This is a genomic window from Chryseobacterium sp. Leaf404, from assembly GCF_001424145.1.
Taxonomy (GTDB): domain Bacteria; phylum Bacteroidota; class Bacteroidia; order Flavobacteriales; family Weeksellaceae; genus Chryseobacterium.
In genome coordinates this window covers 33758-50922 of sequence record NZ_LMQM01000011.1, presented here as the reverse complement: position 1 = coordinate 50922, position 17165 = coordinate 33758, and the positions used below count along the sequence as shown (strand labels likewise).

General features: G+C 36.2%; 19 protein-coding genes and 1 pseudogene. 18 read left to right on the top strand and 2 right to left on the bottom strand.

Annotation, left to right across the window (positions count from 1 at the left end; translation table 11 throughout):
• Positions 1–80 precede the first annotated feature (80 nt).
• The 6 genes from ASG31_RS09935 (at position 81) to ASG31_RS09910 (ending at position 5681) form a co-directional block, all read left to right on the top strand.
• Positions 81–575: a F0F1 ATP synthase subunit B gene (locus tag ASG31_RS09935; RefSeq protein WP_056031557.1), complete on the top strand. Its 495-nt coding sequence runs from the start codon at positions 81–83 to the stop codon at positions 573–575.
• Positions 576–577: 2 nt separating this feature from the next.
• Positions 578–1117, top strand: a complete 540-nt coding sequence (atpH, locus tag ASG31_RS09930; RefSeq protein ID WP_056031555.1) for an ATP synthase F1 subunit delta — start codon at positions 578–580, stop codon at positions 1115–1117.
• A gap of 72 nt (positions 1118–1189) precedes the next feature.
• Positions 1190–2767 (top strand): F0F1 ATP synthase subunit alpha, encoded by a 1578-nt coding sequence (gene atpA / locus ASG31_RS09925; protein WP_056031553.1) that lies wholly within the window; start codon positions 1190–1192, stop codon positions 2765–2767.
• Between the two features lie 72 nt (positions 2768–2839).
• Positions 2840–3703, top strand: coding sequence for an ATP synthase F1 subunit gamma (atpG, locus tag ASG31_RS09920; protein WP_056031550.1), 864 nt, complete (start codon positions 2840–2842; stop codon positions 3701–3703).
• A gap of 300 nt (positions 3704–4003) precedes the next feature.
• A complete protein-coding gene (locus ASG31_RS09915) occupies positions 4004–5365 on the top strand; it encodes a hemolysin family protein (protein ID WP_056031548.1) in 1362 nt (453 codons plus the stop codon).
• A 10-nt stretch (positions 5366–5375) separates the two neighbouring features.
• Positions 5376–5681: an ATP-dependent Clp protease adaptor ClpS gene (locus ASG31_RS09910; RefSeq protein WP_056031546.1), complete on the top strand. Its 306-nt coding sequence runs from the start codon at positions 5376–5378 to the stop codon at positions 5679–5681.
• Positions 5682–5792: 111 nt separating this feature from the next.
• Here the strand turns inward: ASG31_RS09910 and ASG31_RS09905 are convergent, their stop codons facing one another.
• On the bottom strand, positions 5793–6077 hold the full coding sequence (locus tag ASG31_RS09905; protein ID WP_056031544.1) for an addiction module antidote protein: 285 nt from the start codon (positions 6075–6077) through the stop codon (positions 5793–5795).
• An 85-nt stretch (positions 6078–6162) separates the two neighbouring features.
• A pseudogene (locus ASG31_RS18915) lies at positions 6163–6357 on the bottom strand (type II toxin-antitoxin system RelE/ParE family toxin); the annotation flags it as partial.
• Positions 6358–6569: 212 nt separating this feature from the next.
• Here ASG31_RS18915 and udk point away from each other — a divergent pair.
• From udk to ASG31_RS09845, 12 genes are all read left to right on the top strand, one after another.
• The gene (udk, locus tag ASG31_RS09900; RefSeq protein ID WP_056031542.1) at positions 6570–7184 is read left to right on the top strand and encodes a uridine kinase; all 615 of its coding nucleotides are present in this window, start codon (positions 6570–6572) and stop codon (positions 7182–7184) included.
• A 10-nt stretch (positions 7185–7194) separates the two neighbouring features.
• Positions 7195–7551, top strand: a complete 357-nt coding sequence (locus tag ASG31_RS09895; protein ID WP_056031539.1) for an FtsB family cell division protein — start codon at positions 7195–7197, stop codon at positions 7549–7551.
• 113 nt (positions 7552–7664) lie between these two features.
• Positions 7665–8828, top strand: coding sequence for a methylmalonyl-CoA mutase family protein (locus tag ASG31_RS09890; protein WP_056031536.1), 1164 nt, complete (start codon positions 7665–7667; stop codon positions 8826–8828).
• A gap of 147 nt (positions 8829–8975) precedes the next feature.
• On the top strand, positions 8976–9389 hold the full coding sequence (locus ASG31_RS09885) for a hypothetical protein (protein WP_131725531.1): 414 nt from the start codon (positions 8976–8978) through the stop codon (positions 9387–9389).
• A 1-nt stretch (position 9390) separates the two neighbouring features.
• Positions 9391–10542: a class I SAM-dependent methyltransferase gene (locus ASG31_RS09880; protein WP_410493190.1), complete on the top strand. Its 1152-nt coding sequence runs from the start codon at positions 9391–9393 to the stop codon at positions 10540–10542.
• Positions 10543–10665: 123 nt separating this feature from the next.
• Positions 10666–10938, top strand: coding sequence for a hypothetical protein (locus tag ASG31_RS09875; RefSeq protein WP_056032559.1), 273 nt, complete (start codon positions 10666–10668; stop codon positions 10936–10938).
• Positions 10939–11069: 131 nt separating this feature from the next.
• Positions 11070–12449: a dipeptidase gene (locus ASG31_RS09870; RefSeq protein ID WP_056031528.1), complete on the top strand. Its 1380-nt coding sequence runs from the start codon at positions 11070–11072 to the stop codon at positions 12447–12449.
• Positions 12450–12582: 133 nt separating this feature from the next.
• A complete protein-coding gene (locus ASG31_RS09865; protein ID WP_056031525.1) occupies positions 12583–13620 on the top strand; it encodes a T9SS type A sorting domain-containing protein in 1038 nt (345 codons plus the stop codon).
• Positions 13621–13700: 80 nt separating this feature from the next.
• Complete coding sequence (locus tag ASG31_RS09860; protein ID WP_056031522.1) at positions 13701–14408, top strand: SDR family oxidoreductase; 708 nt, start codon at positions 13701–13703, stop codon at positions 14406–14408.
• Between the two features lie 140 nt (positions 14409–14548).
• Positions 14549–15295: an electron transfer flavoprotein subunit beta/FixA family protein gene (locus ASG31_RS09855; RefSeq protein ID WP_056031518.1), complete on the top strand. Its 747-nt coding sequence runs from the start codon at positions 14549–14551 to the stop codon at positions 15293–15295.
• A gap of 120 nt (positions 15296–15415) precedes the next feature.
• The gene (locus tag ASG31_RS09850) at positions 15416–16363 is read left to right on the top strand and encodes an electron transfer flavoprotein subunit alpha/FixB family protein (RefSeq protein WP_056031515.1); all 948 of its coding nucleotides are present in this window, start codon (positions 15416–15418) and stop codon (positions 16361–16363) included.
• Positions 16364–16551: 188 nt separating this feature from the next.
• Positions 16552–17151 (top strand): bifunctional nuclease family protein, encoded by a 600-nt coding sequence (locus tag ASG31_RS09845; protein WP_056031512.1) that lies wholly within the window; start codon positions 16552–16554, stop codon positions 17149–17151.
• Positions 17152–17165 lie beyond the last annotated feature (14 nt).

The following is a 17165-nucleotide window of genomic DNA, read 5'->3' as shown; positions in this document are numbered from 1 at the left end:
TTCTTAGCAGTCTTGCGGTTGGCAGCTGCTAAGAATTTTAAAATGATCCATAAAATAACATTTAAAAAGAACTTACAGATATGGGAATTATAGAACCTGGAATTGGACTTTTGTTTTGGATGACGCTTACGTTTGTGATCCTTTTATTTCTCTTAGGGAAATTTGCATGGAAACCAATTGTAAATGCAGTAAACGACAGAGAAACATCTATTGTTGATGCATTGAACCAAGCAAAACTGGCTAAAAAAGAAATGGAAGATCTTAAAGCTGATAACGAAAGAATTATCCGTGAGGCTAAAATCGAAAGAGACGGTATCCTGAAAGAAGCAAGAGAGATCAAAGAAAGAATTGTTACTGAGGCTAAAGATATCGCTAAATCTGAAGGTGAAAAACTAATCGAAGCTGCAAAACAAACCATTACTTCTGAGAAAAATGCTGCCATGGCAGACATCAAATCTCAAATCGGTACTTTGTCTGTAAACATCGCAGAATCTATTCTTAAACAAAAACTGGATAACAGCGAAGCACAAAACGAGCTGGTTCAGAATTATTTAAACAAATCAAACCTTAACTAAGAATGCTTACATCTAAAGTAGCTAAAAGATACGCACAGGGATTGCTCGATTTCACCAACGAATCCGGGCAGACAGCTACTGTATTTTCTGAAATGAAAGATGTGAAGAAACTGATGTCTGAATCTGAAGATTTAAACAAATTTTTCAAAACACCTTACATCGATGCAAAAAAGAAAGTAGAGGTAGCAAAAGAAATATTTAAAGGTTTATCGCCGGTTTCCCAGAATTTGATTACTTTGGTGATCAAACACGGCAGAGAAAATCATTTGAAAAATATCGCTCAGGAATTTATCAATAAAGTTGAAGATATCAACGGTGTACAGAGAGTTACTCTTACTACTGCGACTCAGCTTACCAATGAAAATCTGAATGAGATTTTAAAATCATCAAACCTGGTTAAACCAAATTCAAACTTTGATATCAATGTAATCGTAAAACCTGAAATTTTGGGAGGTTACATTTTAAGAGTAGGAGATCAGCAGGTAGATGCCTCTGTGAAGTCTAAACTTAATAATATCAAGAAAGATTTTCATTTAAATTAAATTTTAACTGAAGTAATCTTTATCAATTTAGATTGATAAAAAATTATTTAAAAAAGAAAAAACAACCATACAATGGCAGAAATAAATCCAGCAGAAGTATCTGCGATCTTAAAACAGCAATTGGCCAACTTCGATACTCAATCAAACGTTGAGGAAGTAGGTACAGTTCTTACCATCGGTGATGGTATTGCCCGTGTTTACGGGTTAGAAAATGTACAATACGGAGAATTGGTAAAATTTGCTAGCGATGTAGAAGGTATTGTACTAAACTTAGAAGAAGACAACGTAGGTGTTGCTCTTTTGGGTGAAAGTAAATTGGTAAAAGAAGGAGACACTGTAAGAAGAACAAACAGAATCTCTTCTATCAAAGTAGGAGAAGGGATGTTGGGTAGAGTAGTTGATACTCTTGGTAACCCTATCGACGGTAAAGGACCTATTACAGGTGAATTGTACGAGATGCCATTGGAAAGAAAAGCTCCAGGTGTTATCTACAGACAGCCGGTAACCGAGCCTCTACAGACAGGTATCGTTGCTATTGACTCTATGATCCCTGTAGGAAGAGGTCAGAGAGAGCTAATCATTGGTGACAGACAGACAGGTAAAACTACTGTTGCTATTGATACCATTATCAACCAGAAAGAATTTTTTGACGCTGGGCAGCCAGTATATTGTATCTATGTTGCAATTGGTCAGAAAGCTTCTACTGTTGCACAAATCGTAAAAACATTATCAGATAAAGGTGCCTTGGCTTATACAGTAATTGTTGCAGCTAATGCTTCAGATCCAGTTCCTATGCAGGTATATTCTGCAATGGCTGGTGCTTCTATCGGAGAATTCTTCAGAGATTCCGGTAGACCGGCTTTGATAGTTTATGATGATTTATCTAAACAGGCTGTTGCTTACCGTGAGCTTTCTCTACTTTTGAGAAGACCACCAGGCCGTGAAGCTTACCCGGGAGACGTTTTCTATCTTCACTCAAGATTATTGGAAAGAGCTGCGAAAGTGATTGCTGATGACAATATCGCAAGCCAGATGAATGATTTACCTGAATCTTTAAGACCTTTGGTAAAAGGTGGCGGATCATTAACTGCACTTCCAATTATCGAAACTCAGGCAGGTGACGTTTCTGCATATATCCCAACGAACGTAATTTCAATTACTGACGGACAGATTTTCCTTGAAACCGACTTGTTTAACTCTGGTGTTCGTCCGGCAATTAACGTAGGTATTTCTGTATCACGTGTTGGAGGTAACGCTCAGATTAAATCTATGAAGAAAGTTTCCGGTACTCTTAAATTAGACCAGGCTCAGTATAAAGAACTGGAAGCGTTTGCTAAATTCGGTTCAGACCTTGATGCTTCTACTTTAGCAGTAATCTCTAAAGGAGAAAGAAACGTTGAATTGCTGAAGCAGCCGGTAAACTCTCCACTTCCTGTAGATACTCAGGTGGCGATGATTTATGCTGGTACAGAGAATTTAATGAGAAACGTTCCTGTGAAAAAAGTAAAAGAATTCCAGGAAGAATATATTTCTTTCCTGAGATCTAAGCATCCTGAAACTATGGCTGCTATCAAAACCGGAAAAATCGATAACGATATTACTTCTGTTCTTAAGCAGGCAGCTAATGATTTAGCTTCAAAATATAACTAAAATCAATTCAAAATTCCGAATTCAAAGTTGAAAAAATTTTGAATTCGGAATATTAAATCTTGAATCCGTAGAATGGCAAACTTAAAAGAAATACGAGGCAGAATTACGTCAATCTCATCTACAATGCAGATTACACGTGCAATGAAAATGGTTTCGGCAGCGAAACTCAAGAAAGCACAGGACGCAATTGTAATGCTGAGACCGTATTCAGAGAAACTACAGGAGATTATTCAGAATGTGAATGCAAGTTCAGATCCTGATCAGGTTTCTATTTATGCTCAGAAAAGAGAGGTGAAAAAAGTACTGTACATCGCCGTGACTTCAAACAGAGGTTTGGCAGGTGCTTTCAACTCATCAATCGTAAAAGAGCTTAATATTCAGTTTCAGAATAATTCTCACCACGAAATCGAAGTGCTTACCATTGGTAAAAAAGCGTACGATGCCGTTAGAAGAAGCCGTAAAGTATATTCTAATGACAGTGCTATTTTTGAAAATCTGAACTTTGACTCTGTTTCAAATGTTGCTGAAGGGGTTATGAAAAGCTTTAGAGAAGGTACTTTCGATGAAGTTTATTTAATCTACAACAAATTTGTAAATGCTGCCACTCAGGAAGTAACTACAGAAAAACTGTTGCCCATTTCAATGCCGGAAAACACTGAGCCAGTGGTAGAAACTGATTATATCTTTGAACCGGACAGAGCAGAGATTCTGGATAATCTTATTCCTAAATCTATCAAAACGCAGATGTTCAAAGCTGTTTTAGATTCTGTAGCATCAGAACACGGAGCTAGAATGACGGCAATGCACAAAGCAACAGATAATGCAGAAGCGCTTAGAAATGATCTGAAGATTTTCTACAACAAAGCAAGACAGGCAGCCATCACCAACGAGATTTTAGAAATAGTATCAGGAGCAGAAGCACTGAAAAATTCATAAGAAGTTTTCCTTAAAATATTTTAAAAGCATCGATGAAAATCGGTGCTTTTTGTATTAATGATAATTGATAAATGATGATTGATTAATGATGGATGATGGATGATGGGAAATGAGCATTTAATATTGAACTTTGAGTCTTGAATATTAAATGTTGCCGACCTTTTTTTTAAAAAATCCTGTTAAGTATACAAATCGTAAATCCCGCACCCAGCATCCTGCATCTCGCATGCCGGATCCCAAAATCATTTTTAATCGTATTCATATTTTACCTATCTTTGTAAGATAAATTATAATTTCTAAATGGACTCGGACATAGTCAGGCTTTTGCTGGCCTTATTTCTTGTATTACTCAATGGCTTTTTCGTAGCCGCAGAATTTTCAATTGTTAAAGTTCGTTATTCCCAAATTCAACTCAAAGCCGCTGAGGGAGACTCTATGGCAAAACAGGCAGAGCACATTATCAAACATCTTGATGAGTATCTTTCTGCAACTCAGCTCGGGATCACTCTTGCTTCGCTTGCTTTAGGTTGGGTAGGTGAAAGTGCGATGCACCATGTGATAGACAACTTATTCCACTCTTTAAATATTAATTTTGCTGAATCTACTGTGACTACCATTTCTGTAGTGATCAGTTTCCTGATTATTACGGTGATGCACATTGTATTTGGAGAATTAATTCCTAAATCTATTGCAATCAGAAAGGCTGAAGCGACAACAATGGCTACAGCCGTTCCCCTGAGAGTTTTTTATACGGTTTTCAAACCATTTATCTGGTTGATGAACTTAATGTCTAACGGATTTTTAAGGTTAATTAAAATTCATCCGGCTTCCGAACAGGAAATTCACTCTACAGAAGAGCTTCAGCTTTTGGTGAAACAGTCTGCCGACAGCGGGGAAATTGAAGAGGAGAACTACGAAATCATTAAAAATGCATTTGATTTTACCGATCACTCGGCAAAACAGATTATGGTTCCGAGACAGAATATCACCTCCATTAATTTCAGCGATGACGTCAATTCAATCATCAACGAAATTATGGACAGCGGCTATTCCCGTATTCCGGTTTACGAAAATTCTATAGACAATATCATCGGGATTCTTTACACCAAAGAAATTATCAGAGAATTTGTGAAGCGTAAAGGCGTTTTAAGTCACGATGATTTGCGAGAACTGATGCGCGATTCGTTTTTTGTGGTGGGAAGCAAGAAAATTTCAGATTTACTCAAGATTTTCCAGCAGAAAAAGCAGCATTTAGCCATTGTTATCGACGAATTTGGAGGTACTGAAGGAATTATTACTTTGGAAGATATTCTGGAAGAACTGGTAGGTGAAATCCAGGATGAAGAAGATGATGAAGAAAAACTGGTTGATAAAGTAGGTGAAAATACCTTTTGGGTAAAAGCTACACAGCCGTTGGACGAAATCAATGATTCTTTACCGAAGAAACTAACTCTGTCTGAAGAGAGCGAGTACAATACTCTCGCAGGATTTATACTGCACGCACTGGAAGATATTCCGGAAGAAAATCAGGAATTTGACCTTGAAAATTATCATTTCAAGATCTTAAAAATGAATAACAAAAGTGTTGAGATGGTAGAATTGGTTTATATTGAAGCCAATAACATTGTAGACGATATTTTAGACAAATTAGGAGAAGATTAAAATTTAGGCCATGATTTTTTATAATACAATAAAAGATTACGAAGATCCGAAGCGTCAGTACGAAGAAGAAGTTCTGGTTTTGGATGAAACTGATGAAGTTTACAAACTGATTCTTCATAACGACGATATTCACACATTTGATGACGTTATTGAAGCCTTGATCCAGATTTGCAACCATGATCCGATACAGGCAGAGCAATGCACTATGTTGGTCCATTTCAAAGGTAAATGCACCGTAAAAACAGGCTCAATGGATCTTCTGAAACCCATGCACGAAAAACTGATTTCAAGAAGCTTAACCAGCGAAATCGTTTAAAATAAAGAAAACTCCTGCAAACACGTCGGAGTTTTTTTACTGTAAAGCCAAACTCAAACTTCAAACTTCAAATCTCAAATTTTATCGGAATCCTCCACAATTTACGATTTGTTATGAAGGTAACGGCTCAATTCTAATTTGTCCACCAACAGCTTTCAAAACTTTCATAATGGTAGAAAACTGAGGCTTGGAACCTTCAGATAATGCTTTGTATAAGCTTGGTCGGCTCATTCCGGCTTCTTCAGCAATTTTTGTCATACCTACTGCCTTAGCGATATTTCCGAGGGCAGCTATAATTTGAATGTCATTTCCTTCCTCCAAAACAGTATTTAAATATTCAGCAATCATTTCACTGCTGCCTAAATAATCTGTTATATCAAATTTTGATGTTTCCATTTTACTTTTTATTTTTACTGATTTGCGCTGCAATTTCTTTCGCTTTTTGAATGTCTTTTTGCTGAGTCGATTTGTCGCCTCCAATCTACAGAATTATAATTTTTCCGTTTGTTTCATTAAAATAAATCCTGTATCCTTTTGCGTAATTTATTTTTAGTGCGTTTATTCCGTCACCCACAGTTTTCCATTCTCCAAAATGCTCATCATTCTCTATTTTTTGAATACGGAGTAAAATTTTTGCTTTCGCCCTTAAATCACTCAGTTTCCTAAGCCACTTATCAAATTCGGGAGTCTTCTAAATAAAATACATATCTTAAAATTGTATTCGTTTGGATAAAAAATTACGCAGAAAATTTTAAATTAGCAAATGTGATTTTAAAAGAGTTGCTCAAACCTCAAACCTCAAATTTACAGGAATCAACCTTCCAACTTCCCACTTCCATCTTCCAGCTTTTAATAAAAATACTATCTTTGTCAAAACTTTAAAGAAAAATGCTTGTAATAGGAATTGCGGGAGGTACAGGATCCGGCAAAACTACAGTTGTGGATAAGATCATCCAGCAACTTGATATTGATGGGATGAATATGCTGTCTCAGGACAATTATTATCATGATAATCACAGCCTTACCCTCACGGAAAGAGAAGCTTTAAACTATGATCATCCGAAATCCATTGATTTTGATCTGTTGATTAAGCATGTAAAAGCTTTGAAAAACAATGAAGCCATCGAACAGCCGATTTACAGTTTTGTAACCCACGGAAGAACCGGAGATCACGTTACCGTGGAGCCTAAAAACGTTTTGGTGGTGGAAGGAATTTTGGTTTTAACCAACAAAGAATTGTTAAAAGAATTTGACCTTAAAGTCTTTGTTCATGCAGATTCTGATGAAAGATTAATCAGAAGAATTAAAAGAGATACGCAGGAGCGTGGAAGAGATCTGAATGAAGTTCTCCACCGTTATCAGACCACTTTGAAGCCAATGCATCAGGAATTTATCGAGCCTTCAAAAAATGAAGCGGATTTGATTATTCCAAATATGAGGCAGAATTCTGTAGCCATTGATTTCTTAACTACAGTGATTAAAAACTCTCTTAAAAAACATTAAAAAACTTCTTATGAAAGAGAATAAACTGATCAAAGACATAAAACCACAGCCTGATGCGATTAAATTCATCAGAAAATATGTGTTGAATAAGTACACGATCACCATCGGTCTTTTTTTGGTCTGGATGATTTTCTTTGATAAAACTTCATTCCTCGTGATCAACGAAATCAACGGGGAAATCGATAAATACGAGGAGCAGCTCATCTATTACAAATCTGAGTACGAAAAGAATGACAAATTCTACAAAAAACTCATGAATAATAAGGATGAGAAAGAAAAATATGCCCGCGAAAACTATTTTATGAAAAAGCCCAACGAAGAAATCTTCATCCTCGTTGCAGACAGCTCAAAAGTCGCTAAAAAATGATTTACTGTGAATTGTGAATAGTCAAATAGCTTTGCCGTCAATTTTAAAATAAGTCAGCGAAAATTATTACCAATTACCCTTTACCCACTACTGATTACTTACTACCAATACCTATGTCAAATACAGAAACCTTCACCAACTGGGAAAATCTTGTTAAAAAACAACTTAAAACTGATAATATTGAATCTGTTTTAAGGAAAGAAAATTTAGAAGGAATTGAGGTAAAAGCTTTCTACACAGATGTTCAGAAACCTTTGGTAAATCTTCCGAAAATTGAGGAGAGCACTCATTTGGTGGCAAATTATCACGAAAGTTTGGAAGAAGATGTTTTTGCTTTTCTGCTCAATGAGAATGTTGAAAATCTGGTTGAAAAAACCATTTTTATCAATAACAGAGATTTGGCAGAGCACATCAGTCCTGCGGATGAAGATCAGTATTTTTCTCTTATCGACGTATTTGACGAAAAAACTTCTGAGATCAACGATCAGCTTGTAAAAGAATTGCTGGCAAAACAGTTTAAAAGAAATATTGGTGTAGACATTTCTCTTCACCAGAACTCCGGAGCATCGGTTGTACAGCAACTGGGAATCGCTTTGGCAAAAACAAAAGAGTTAACCGAAATGTACGGTGCAGAAATTTTAGATAAACTGGTATTTAAAATCGCTGTCGGAGGAAATTATTTCTTCGAAATGTCAAAAATCCGTGCTTTCAAATTAGTTTTTAATCAGCTTTCAAAAGAATTTGATTTAAATTTAATTCCCTACATTTTTGCAGAAACTTCGTTGAGAAATAAATCGGTTTCTGACAGCGAAAATAACTTAATCCGATCTACTTTAGAGCTGGCCTCTGCGATGATTGGCGGTGCCGATGCCGTTTACAGCAACAATTATCAGATAGGAAAAAGTACTGAAAATTCAGAGGAAATTTCATTTAAACAACAGATTGTTTTAGCTTACGAAAGCATCATCAATGTCTTCGAAGACGCCTCAAACGGCAGTTATTATGTTGAAGACATCACCCAGCAGATTGCAGATAAATCCTGGAAGTTTTTCTTTGAAATTGAAGAAGCAGGTGGATATTTGGAATCTTTAAAGCAAGGAATTCTTCAGAAAAAAATATATGATCAGGCTGTAGAAGAGCAAAAGTGGGTTGAAGAAGGCAAAATAAAACTCATTGGCGTGAATTTATATCCGAAATTAGAAGTTAAGAAATCTGTTGACGACTTATACAATCCAGCTGAGATAAAGGCGGTTCGTTGGGCTGAAATGTTTGAGTGATTATTAACAAAATTTTTATAATTATATAAAATTTCAATGCTTAGCAAAAGTGATGTAGAATATATAAAGCAATTCGAAAGATCGAAGAGGAAATTCTATGACTACACCAATTATTTTTTTTTGTTCTTCCCAACTTTGTTTTTAGTAATGGGACTTTCCGTGCTGAATTCTTATATTAAAAATGATGCGAAAAATGAATTAATATTTATTTCATTTTTAATGATTTTCGTTGGGATTATACTTATGTACTTTACTTTTAAGAGGTTAGGTGAGAACATTAAATTTTTAGCTATAGAAAATTATAATAACTTTAACTTAGTGGATTTAAGATCCAAATTGGAAAATAATTTTAAACCTACAGATCTACATTTTGATGAAAAAATGGGAGTTATAATCATCAACACTCAATTGACAGGTTTTTCTTGGGGAGAAGTAATAACAATTATACTTATTGGAAATAAATACTTAGTGAATAGTAGACCAAATGGTCAACCAATTACGTTATATAAAGACAGGAAAAATGTGAAAAAAATTTCTGCTATTTTAAGGTATAATAATTAACATTTTGGAAATTTCTGATTTTTCTGAAAGTATTCAGCAATTCATCAACGCAAATCTCAATTCAGACTTGCATTCGTTACTATTAAAAAAATCCCCGTTTCCTGAGATTTCGATGCAGGAAATCGTTCAGCAAATCAGAGGAAAACAGGTTGCGCAGAAAAAGTTTCCGTTTCTTTTGAAAGAGGGAATTATTTTCCCTCCACAGCTCAATCTGGAGCAAGCATCGTCTGAAAAAACAGCCCTTTACAAATCAGAAATTTTGAAAGGAAAGAAATTCATTGATTTGACTAGCGGCTTTGGCATTGATGCTTATTATTTATCCAAAAATTTTGAGAAAGTCACATTGGTTGAACAAAACACGGAACTTTTAGAGATTGTAAAACACAATTGGACGGTTTTAGAAAGAAAAGCAGAATTTGTCAATCAGAAATTAGAAGATTTTCTGAGGGAAAATACAGAAAATTTTGACACAATTTATCTCGATCCCGCACGAAGAGATCAGAATAAAAACAAAGTCTTTCTCCTCGAAGATCTTTCACCAAATATTCTTGAAATTCAGGATCATCTGCTTTCAATAGCTGAAAAAGTAATCATTAAACTTTCACCATTAATTGATTTAAAATACCTCATTTCCGTTTTAAAAAATGTTTCCGGAATCGAAATTATTGCGGTGAAAAATGATGTGAAAGAGATCGTTATCTTTCTTTCTAAAGTGGCTCAGGATCAAATTGCCTGCAACTGTATAAACCTTGAGAGTGGTGAAGAAATTTTCAGTTTCAGTTTTGGGGACGAAGAAAATGCAGTTTCAGAGTACGGCGAGCCGGAAAAATACATTTATATTCCAAATAATACCATTTTAAAATCAGGAGTGTTCAATTTAATATCTCAAAGATTTAATATTAAAAAATTACATCCCAACACTCATATTTATACGGCATCAGAAAAAAAACATCACTTCCCCGGAAGAATTTTGGAAATGGAAGTAATTGAATCAAAACAGATTAAAAAGAAAGGTCAGTTTAATATTATATCAAAAAATCATCCTCTTAAACCGGAAGAAATAAGGAAAAAATACCAGCTGAAAGATGGCGGAGAATCGTATCTTATTTTTACACAGTCCAAAAAAGGAAAAATTATTTTAAAATCAGTCTGAAATCTTTGCCAAAAAATGCAATATTTCTTATTTTTGACAATTATAAAATTAAATCTGAGATCGTTTCATTTAAAAACTATTGAAAACGCTTTTCATTTGACATTAATAAATATAAATCTGTATATGAAAAAATTAGTGGTAGTCTTGGCGATTGCATCAGTTGCGGTAAGCTGTAAGAAAATTTCGGCGGGAGGAAACAAAAGTACGCTGAAACTTGAAGAAGGAGTAGAAAGATACTCAGACGATCATCAGGGTGGCGGAGATGCTCACGGTCACGCAGCAGCACCTGCTCACGCTGAGCCCGCTCACGAAGCACACAAAACTGAAGCTCCGAAAACCGACAGTGCTGCAGCAGAAAAACCTGTGGAAGCAGCGGCTCCGGCGGCAGCTCACTAGCCTTACCTTCAAAATATAATAGTCCTGCAATACTTTTGTGGGACTTTTTGTTTGGTGTCTGAGCAAAAAGATAGAGATTTCTTTGTGCCACACCTGCAAATTTTTTACTTTTAGCAAAATAAAAATTTACAATGCAAGAGACTTTAAAATACATCAGCGAAAACAAACTCCGTTTCGTGGATGAATTGTTCGAATTATTAAGAATCCCTTCAATCTCAGCAGATCCGGCATATAAAAATGATGTTTTGAAATGTGCGGAAGTAGTGGCTTCCCATTTGAAAAACGCTGGTGCAGATCAGGTAGAAATCTGCGAAACTGCCGGTTATCCTATAGTTTATGGTGAAAAACTGATTAACCCTGAATTGCCCACGGTTTTAGTCTACGGGCACTACGACGTTCAGCCTGCAGACCCTGTAGAGTTGTGGAGAAGACCGCCATTTGAGCCATATATTGAGAAAACGGATCTTCATCCTGACGGGGCTGTCTTTGCGAGAGGTTCTGCTGATGACAAAGGCCAGTTCTTTATGCATTTAAAAGCTTTTGAAGCTATGATGCAGACCAATACACTTCCCTGTAACGTGAAATTTATTTTGGAAGGGGAAGAAGAAGTGGGTTCTGTAAGTTTGGGAGCTTGGGTAAATGAGAATAAAGAAAAACTTGCCTGTGACTGTATTTTAATCTCAGACACACACATTTACAGCAACGAACAGCCAACTGTTACCACAGGTCTGAGAGGTTTGAGCTATGTAGAAGTAGAAGTGGAGGGGCCAAACAGAGACCTGCATTCCGGGCTTTACGGAGGTGCGGTTCCAAACCCGATTCATGTGCTTTCAAGAATGATTGCCAAATTAATTGACGATGACGGAAGAATAACTATTGACGGTTTTTATGACAATGTAGATGTGGTTTCTGACGAAGAAAGAGCAGATATGAATAAGCTTAAAGACAATCCGGAAGAATTTAAAAGATCAATAGGACTGAGTGGTGTTGAAGGCGAAAAAGGCTACACAACTTTAGAAAGAACTTCCATCCGCCCGACGCTTGACTGCAACGGGATTTGGGGTGGTTACACTGGCGAAGGTGCAAAAACGGTAATCCCTTCGAAGGCTTCTGCTAAAATATCAATGCGTTTGGTGCCTTATCAGACTCCGGAAGAGATTACAGAAAAATTCACAAAATATTTTGAAAAAATCGCTCCTGAAAATGTAAAAGTGAAAGTTACACCTCACCATGGCGGAATGCCTTACGTTTTACCAACAGAAACCAAAGAATTTTTAGCCGCAAAAACGGCTATGGAAACTGCTTTTGGTAAAGAAGTTCTTCCTTACAGAGGTGGTGGAAGTATTCCTATTACTGCGATGTTTGAGCAGGTTTTAGGAGCTAAATCAGTTTTGATGGGCTTCGGCTTGGATTCTGATGCGATACACTCTCCAAATGAACATTATGGCTTGTTCAACTTTTACAAAGGAATTGAAAGTATTCCATTGTTCTTTGAGAATTATGTAAAATAAATTTTAATAAAACGCCAATTTTATATCCCCAGAAAGCGATTTCTGGGTTTTTTTGGTTTTTTAACAAAATTTTTGAGGTCAATTGATTGATTATTATTACATTTACTACAATTAATGTTAAAAATAATTTAATATGAAAAAAATTCTATTCTCTCTATTGGTGATTTCTGCAACAGGGACGGTGTTTGGACAAACTTTGGTTACCGAAAATTTTGAAACTTCCTATACGAACGGTAATTTAGGGACAGACGTCACAGGTAATACAGGAGGACAAAACGGCTGGTATACGTATTATGGAGCCAACGCTGATTATCAGATTGCGAATATTGATGCAGCACACGGAAAATCTCTAACGATTGCAAGTTACAATAGCTACAGTTCAGTTACAAATACTACCTTAAACACGAGATTAGCAACTAAGGAGACCTCTGTTGTAGCCACTGCCTCAAACAACATATTACGTGGAAAATTTGATTTGTATACAGGGCCTTCCACAGGTACGGGAACAATTCAAATGAGAGTTTTAGGTCTTAATGGCACTACTTCTACAGCGATTGGAGGTTTTGCTTATGATGTAGCAACAAAAGAGATTAGAGGAATTGGTCTTTTTACCAATCAAACTACATTAGCTCCCACAGTCTATTCAATAGGTTTTGCCGCAGCTCCAGGAGTACTTTTAACAGCAAATACATGGGTAACCCTGGAATTTAGATATAACAAGACAACAGGTGCTTTTACATGGTTTTGGCCCACTGGTTCCGGATCTATATCGGCAGATACAGCAACACTGGGCTTAATTCCAGGTTTAGAAGGTCAGGATTTATACCTGTTTAATGTAACAGCAGCAGGAAATACGGTAAGCAAAACGGCAGGTTTCGACAATATAACCGTCGAATTTACAAATGCGGGACTTCTTTCTACGAATGATTTAAGTGCATACGTGAAAGCAACGCCTGCGGTAAAAATTTATCCTAATCCTACTTCAGAAATTCTAAATATTGTGGCGGACTCAAAAATTATAAATGTTTCCGTTTCAGATTTCACAGGCAAAAAAGTAAATGTGAGATTAAACGAAAACAAAATAGATGTAAGTGCAATTCCTGCGGGCAATTATTTGATTAATATCGAAACAAAAGATGGAGTTTCAGTTGAAAAATTCATCAAAAAATAATAACTGATTAATTTCAGCAGATAAAAATCGTTCTTATGGAACGATTTTTTTTATTTTAGAGAAATCAAAAATTTTAAATAATGATTCAAAATAAAGTAGCTTACATTACGGGGGGAACCAAAGGAATTGGTTTGGGCATTGCCGAAATATTATTGAAAAACGGTGTCTCGATTGCATTTTCGGGAAGAAAACAGGAAGATGTGGAAAAAGCTGAGCAGGATCTAAAGAAAATCTCAGAAAATGTTTTAGGTATTGTTTCTGATGTAAAAAGTCTGGAGAATGAAAATGAAGCTGTAAAAAAAATTAAAGAAAAGTTCGGACAGTTAGATTTCGTGATTGCCAACGCTGGTCTGGGGATTTTTAAACCAGTGGACGAACTTACAGCCGAGGAATGGAATGATATGATTGAAACCAACCTTACCGGAGTTTTTTATACCTTAAAAGCATCAGTGGAAGAATTGAAAAAGAGTGAAGGTTACTACATCACAATTGCAAGTTTAGCCGGTGCCAATTTCTTTGAAAACGGAACGGGCTACAACGCTTCAAAGTTTGGAGTTGTGGGCTTTACTCAGGCTGCGATGATTGATTTAAGGAAATACAATATCAAATCAACGGTAATAATGCCGGGTTCTGTAGCTACAAATTTCAACGGAAACATTCCTTCAGAGAAAGATGAATGGAAAATTCAACCCGAAGATATAGGAAATCTGGTACTCGATGTTTTAAAAATGAATCCCAGAGTTTTGCCAAGCAAGATAGAGTTTAGGGCATCAAGACCAAAGAGTTAAAAACTTATAATGCACTGAATAATAATTAAATAAGTATTATGCATGCATAATATATTTTTTATTTATATTTACAAAACTTAACAAACAAAATTGCTTCTCTGATTTTTTTGGATACAGCAAAAAGAAAATATAGTATACTTATGAAAATATTAGTTTGTATTAGTAGTGTTCCTGATACTACTTCTAAAATTAACTTTACAGCAGACAAATCTGCATTCGACAAAAACGGTATTCAGTGGGTAATAAACCCTTTGGATGAATTTGCTTTAACAAAAGCAATCAAATTACAGGAATCTCAGGGCGCAACAGTTACTGTGATGAATGTAGGTGATGCCGGAACAGAGCCGGTAATCAGAAAAGCATTGGCAATCGGTGCAAACGACGGTGTAAGAGTAAATCTTGACCCAAAAGACAGCTATTCTACTGCAAAAGAAATTGCTTCTGTAGCTCAAAATGGTGGATATGATTTAATTCTTTGTGGAAAAGAATCTATCGACTACAACGGTGGTTCTGTACCGGGAATGGTTGCTCAGATGTTGAATCAGCCTTTCGTAAACGCTTCGGTTGGTTTAGACGTAAACGCGGGTGAAGCTACCGCTGTAAGAGAGATTGAAGGAGGTAAGGAAACTATTTCTGTGAAATTACCTGCAGTAATCGCTGGTCAGAAAGGTTTGGTAGACGAAAAAGATTTGATTATCCCAAACATGAGAGGGATTATGTCTGCAAGAACAAAACCGTTACAGGTTGTTGAGCCCACTTCTTCTGAAGTGAAAGTTCAGGGCGTTTCTTATGATTCAGTTCCGCCAAGGGCAGCTGTGAAAATCGTTTCTCCGGATAATTTGGACGAATTGGTAAGACTTCTTCACGAGGAAGCAAAAGTGATCTAATAAAGAGCCAAGTAAAAAGTAAAAAGATTCAAGTAACGTGATTCGAAGTTAAAATGTAAAATTTCAAACCTCAAATCTCAAATTTGAACATAAAACCTTAAACTTTAAACAAAAATTAAAATGTCAGTATTCGTATACGCAGAAAATATAAACGGAGTTTACAAAAAAGCAGCTTTTGAGGCAGTTTCTTACGCTAAAGCAGTGGCTGACCAGGCGGGAACTACCGTTACAGCAATTTCTGTAAACCCAACAGATTCTTCAGATTTATTGTATAAATATGGAGCAACAAACGTGATCAACATCAAAGACGAAGGTCTTAAAAATTTCTCGGCAAAAGCTTATGCACAGGCTGTAAGTGAAGTGGCAGACGGAAATATTCTTGTTTTCCCTCATACCACAGATGCTTCTTCAGTTGCGCCAATGTTGGCTGTAATGAAAAATTATTCTTTAATTACCAATGTTTTGGAAGCTCCGGAAAGTCAGTCGCCATTTCAGGTGAAAAGAAAGGCATTCTCAGGAAAAGGTTTCATGCACGCAAAAGCCGAAGGAGAAGGAGTTATTTTAACAGTTTCTCAAAACGCTTTCGGTGTTAAAGAAAATGCAGTTTCAGGTTCTGAAGAAGTGAAAAATCTTTCTGTAGCTAATGAAGATACAAAAGTGATTTCTCACGAACAAAGTTCAGGGAAATTAGATTTAAAAGAAGCGGAAGTAGTAGTTTCTGCCGGAAGAGGATTAAAAGGTCCAGAAAACTGGGGAATGGTAGAAGATTTGGCCAACGTTTTAGGTGCTGCAACAGCTTGTTCAAAACCGGTTTCAGACATTGGATGGAGAGGTCATAACGAGCACGTGGGGCAAACCGGTAAGGCAATTTCTCCAAACTTATATATCGCAATCGGTATTTCTGGGGCAATTCAGCATTTGGCGGGTGTGAACTCTTCTAAAACAATTGTAGTTATCAACAGTGATGCAGAAGCGCCGTTCTTCAAGTCAGCAGATTATGGTGTGGTGGGAGACGCTTTCCAGATTATTCCTGCATTAACCGAAAAGATTAGAGCTATCAAAGGATAAGAATGCGAATTGTGAATGGTCAGTTCGCTTTGCTTGTCAGTTTTCAAATAATTTAATTCACTTGCAAAGCAAAATTCACAATTGACTTTTGAGAGACATCAACATTTATACATAAAAGCTCGGCTTCCGGGCTTTTATTTTTGTCTAAAATAAAACCTACAATAAAAAATTAATTTATATTTGTAGCCATGGATTATAAACAGCTAATCATACGCGGAATATCGTACAGCCAGACCCAATCTGGCGCCTACGCATTGTTATTGGAACATGAAGAAACAAACGTTAAACTGCCCGTTGTGATCGGGAATTTTGAAGCACAATCCATTTCATTAGGTCTGGAAAAAGATATTCATCCGCCGCGTCCTCTTACGCACGATTTATTTACAAAATTTATTGTTTCCACGAATTATAAACTGGTTTCTGTGATCATTTATCAGATCGTAGACGGCGTATTTTTTTCAAATATAAACTTTAAAAATTCAGAAACAGAAGAAGAATTAATTCTCGATGCAAGAACTTCTGATGCAGTTGCAATGGCTGTACGTTTCGATGCCCCAATATACACTACTCAGCAGGTTTTAAACGAAGCCGGAATATTGCTTGAACTGGAAGAAGTGGCCAAAGAAGACGAGGCTTTTTCTGAAATTGGAGCTTCCGAAGACAGTTTGACTTCAATTTCGATGGAAGAGCTGCAGAAATTGCTTGAAGACGCTGTAAAAGAAGAGGATTTTGATACCGCTCTCGAAATTCAGGAGGAAATCAAAAGGAGAAAAAAGAAAATAGATTAAGAATTTAACATAAA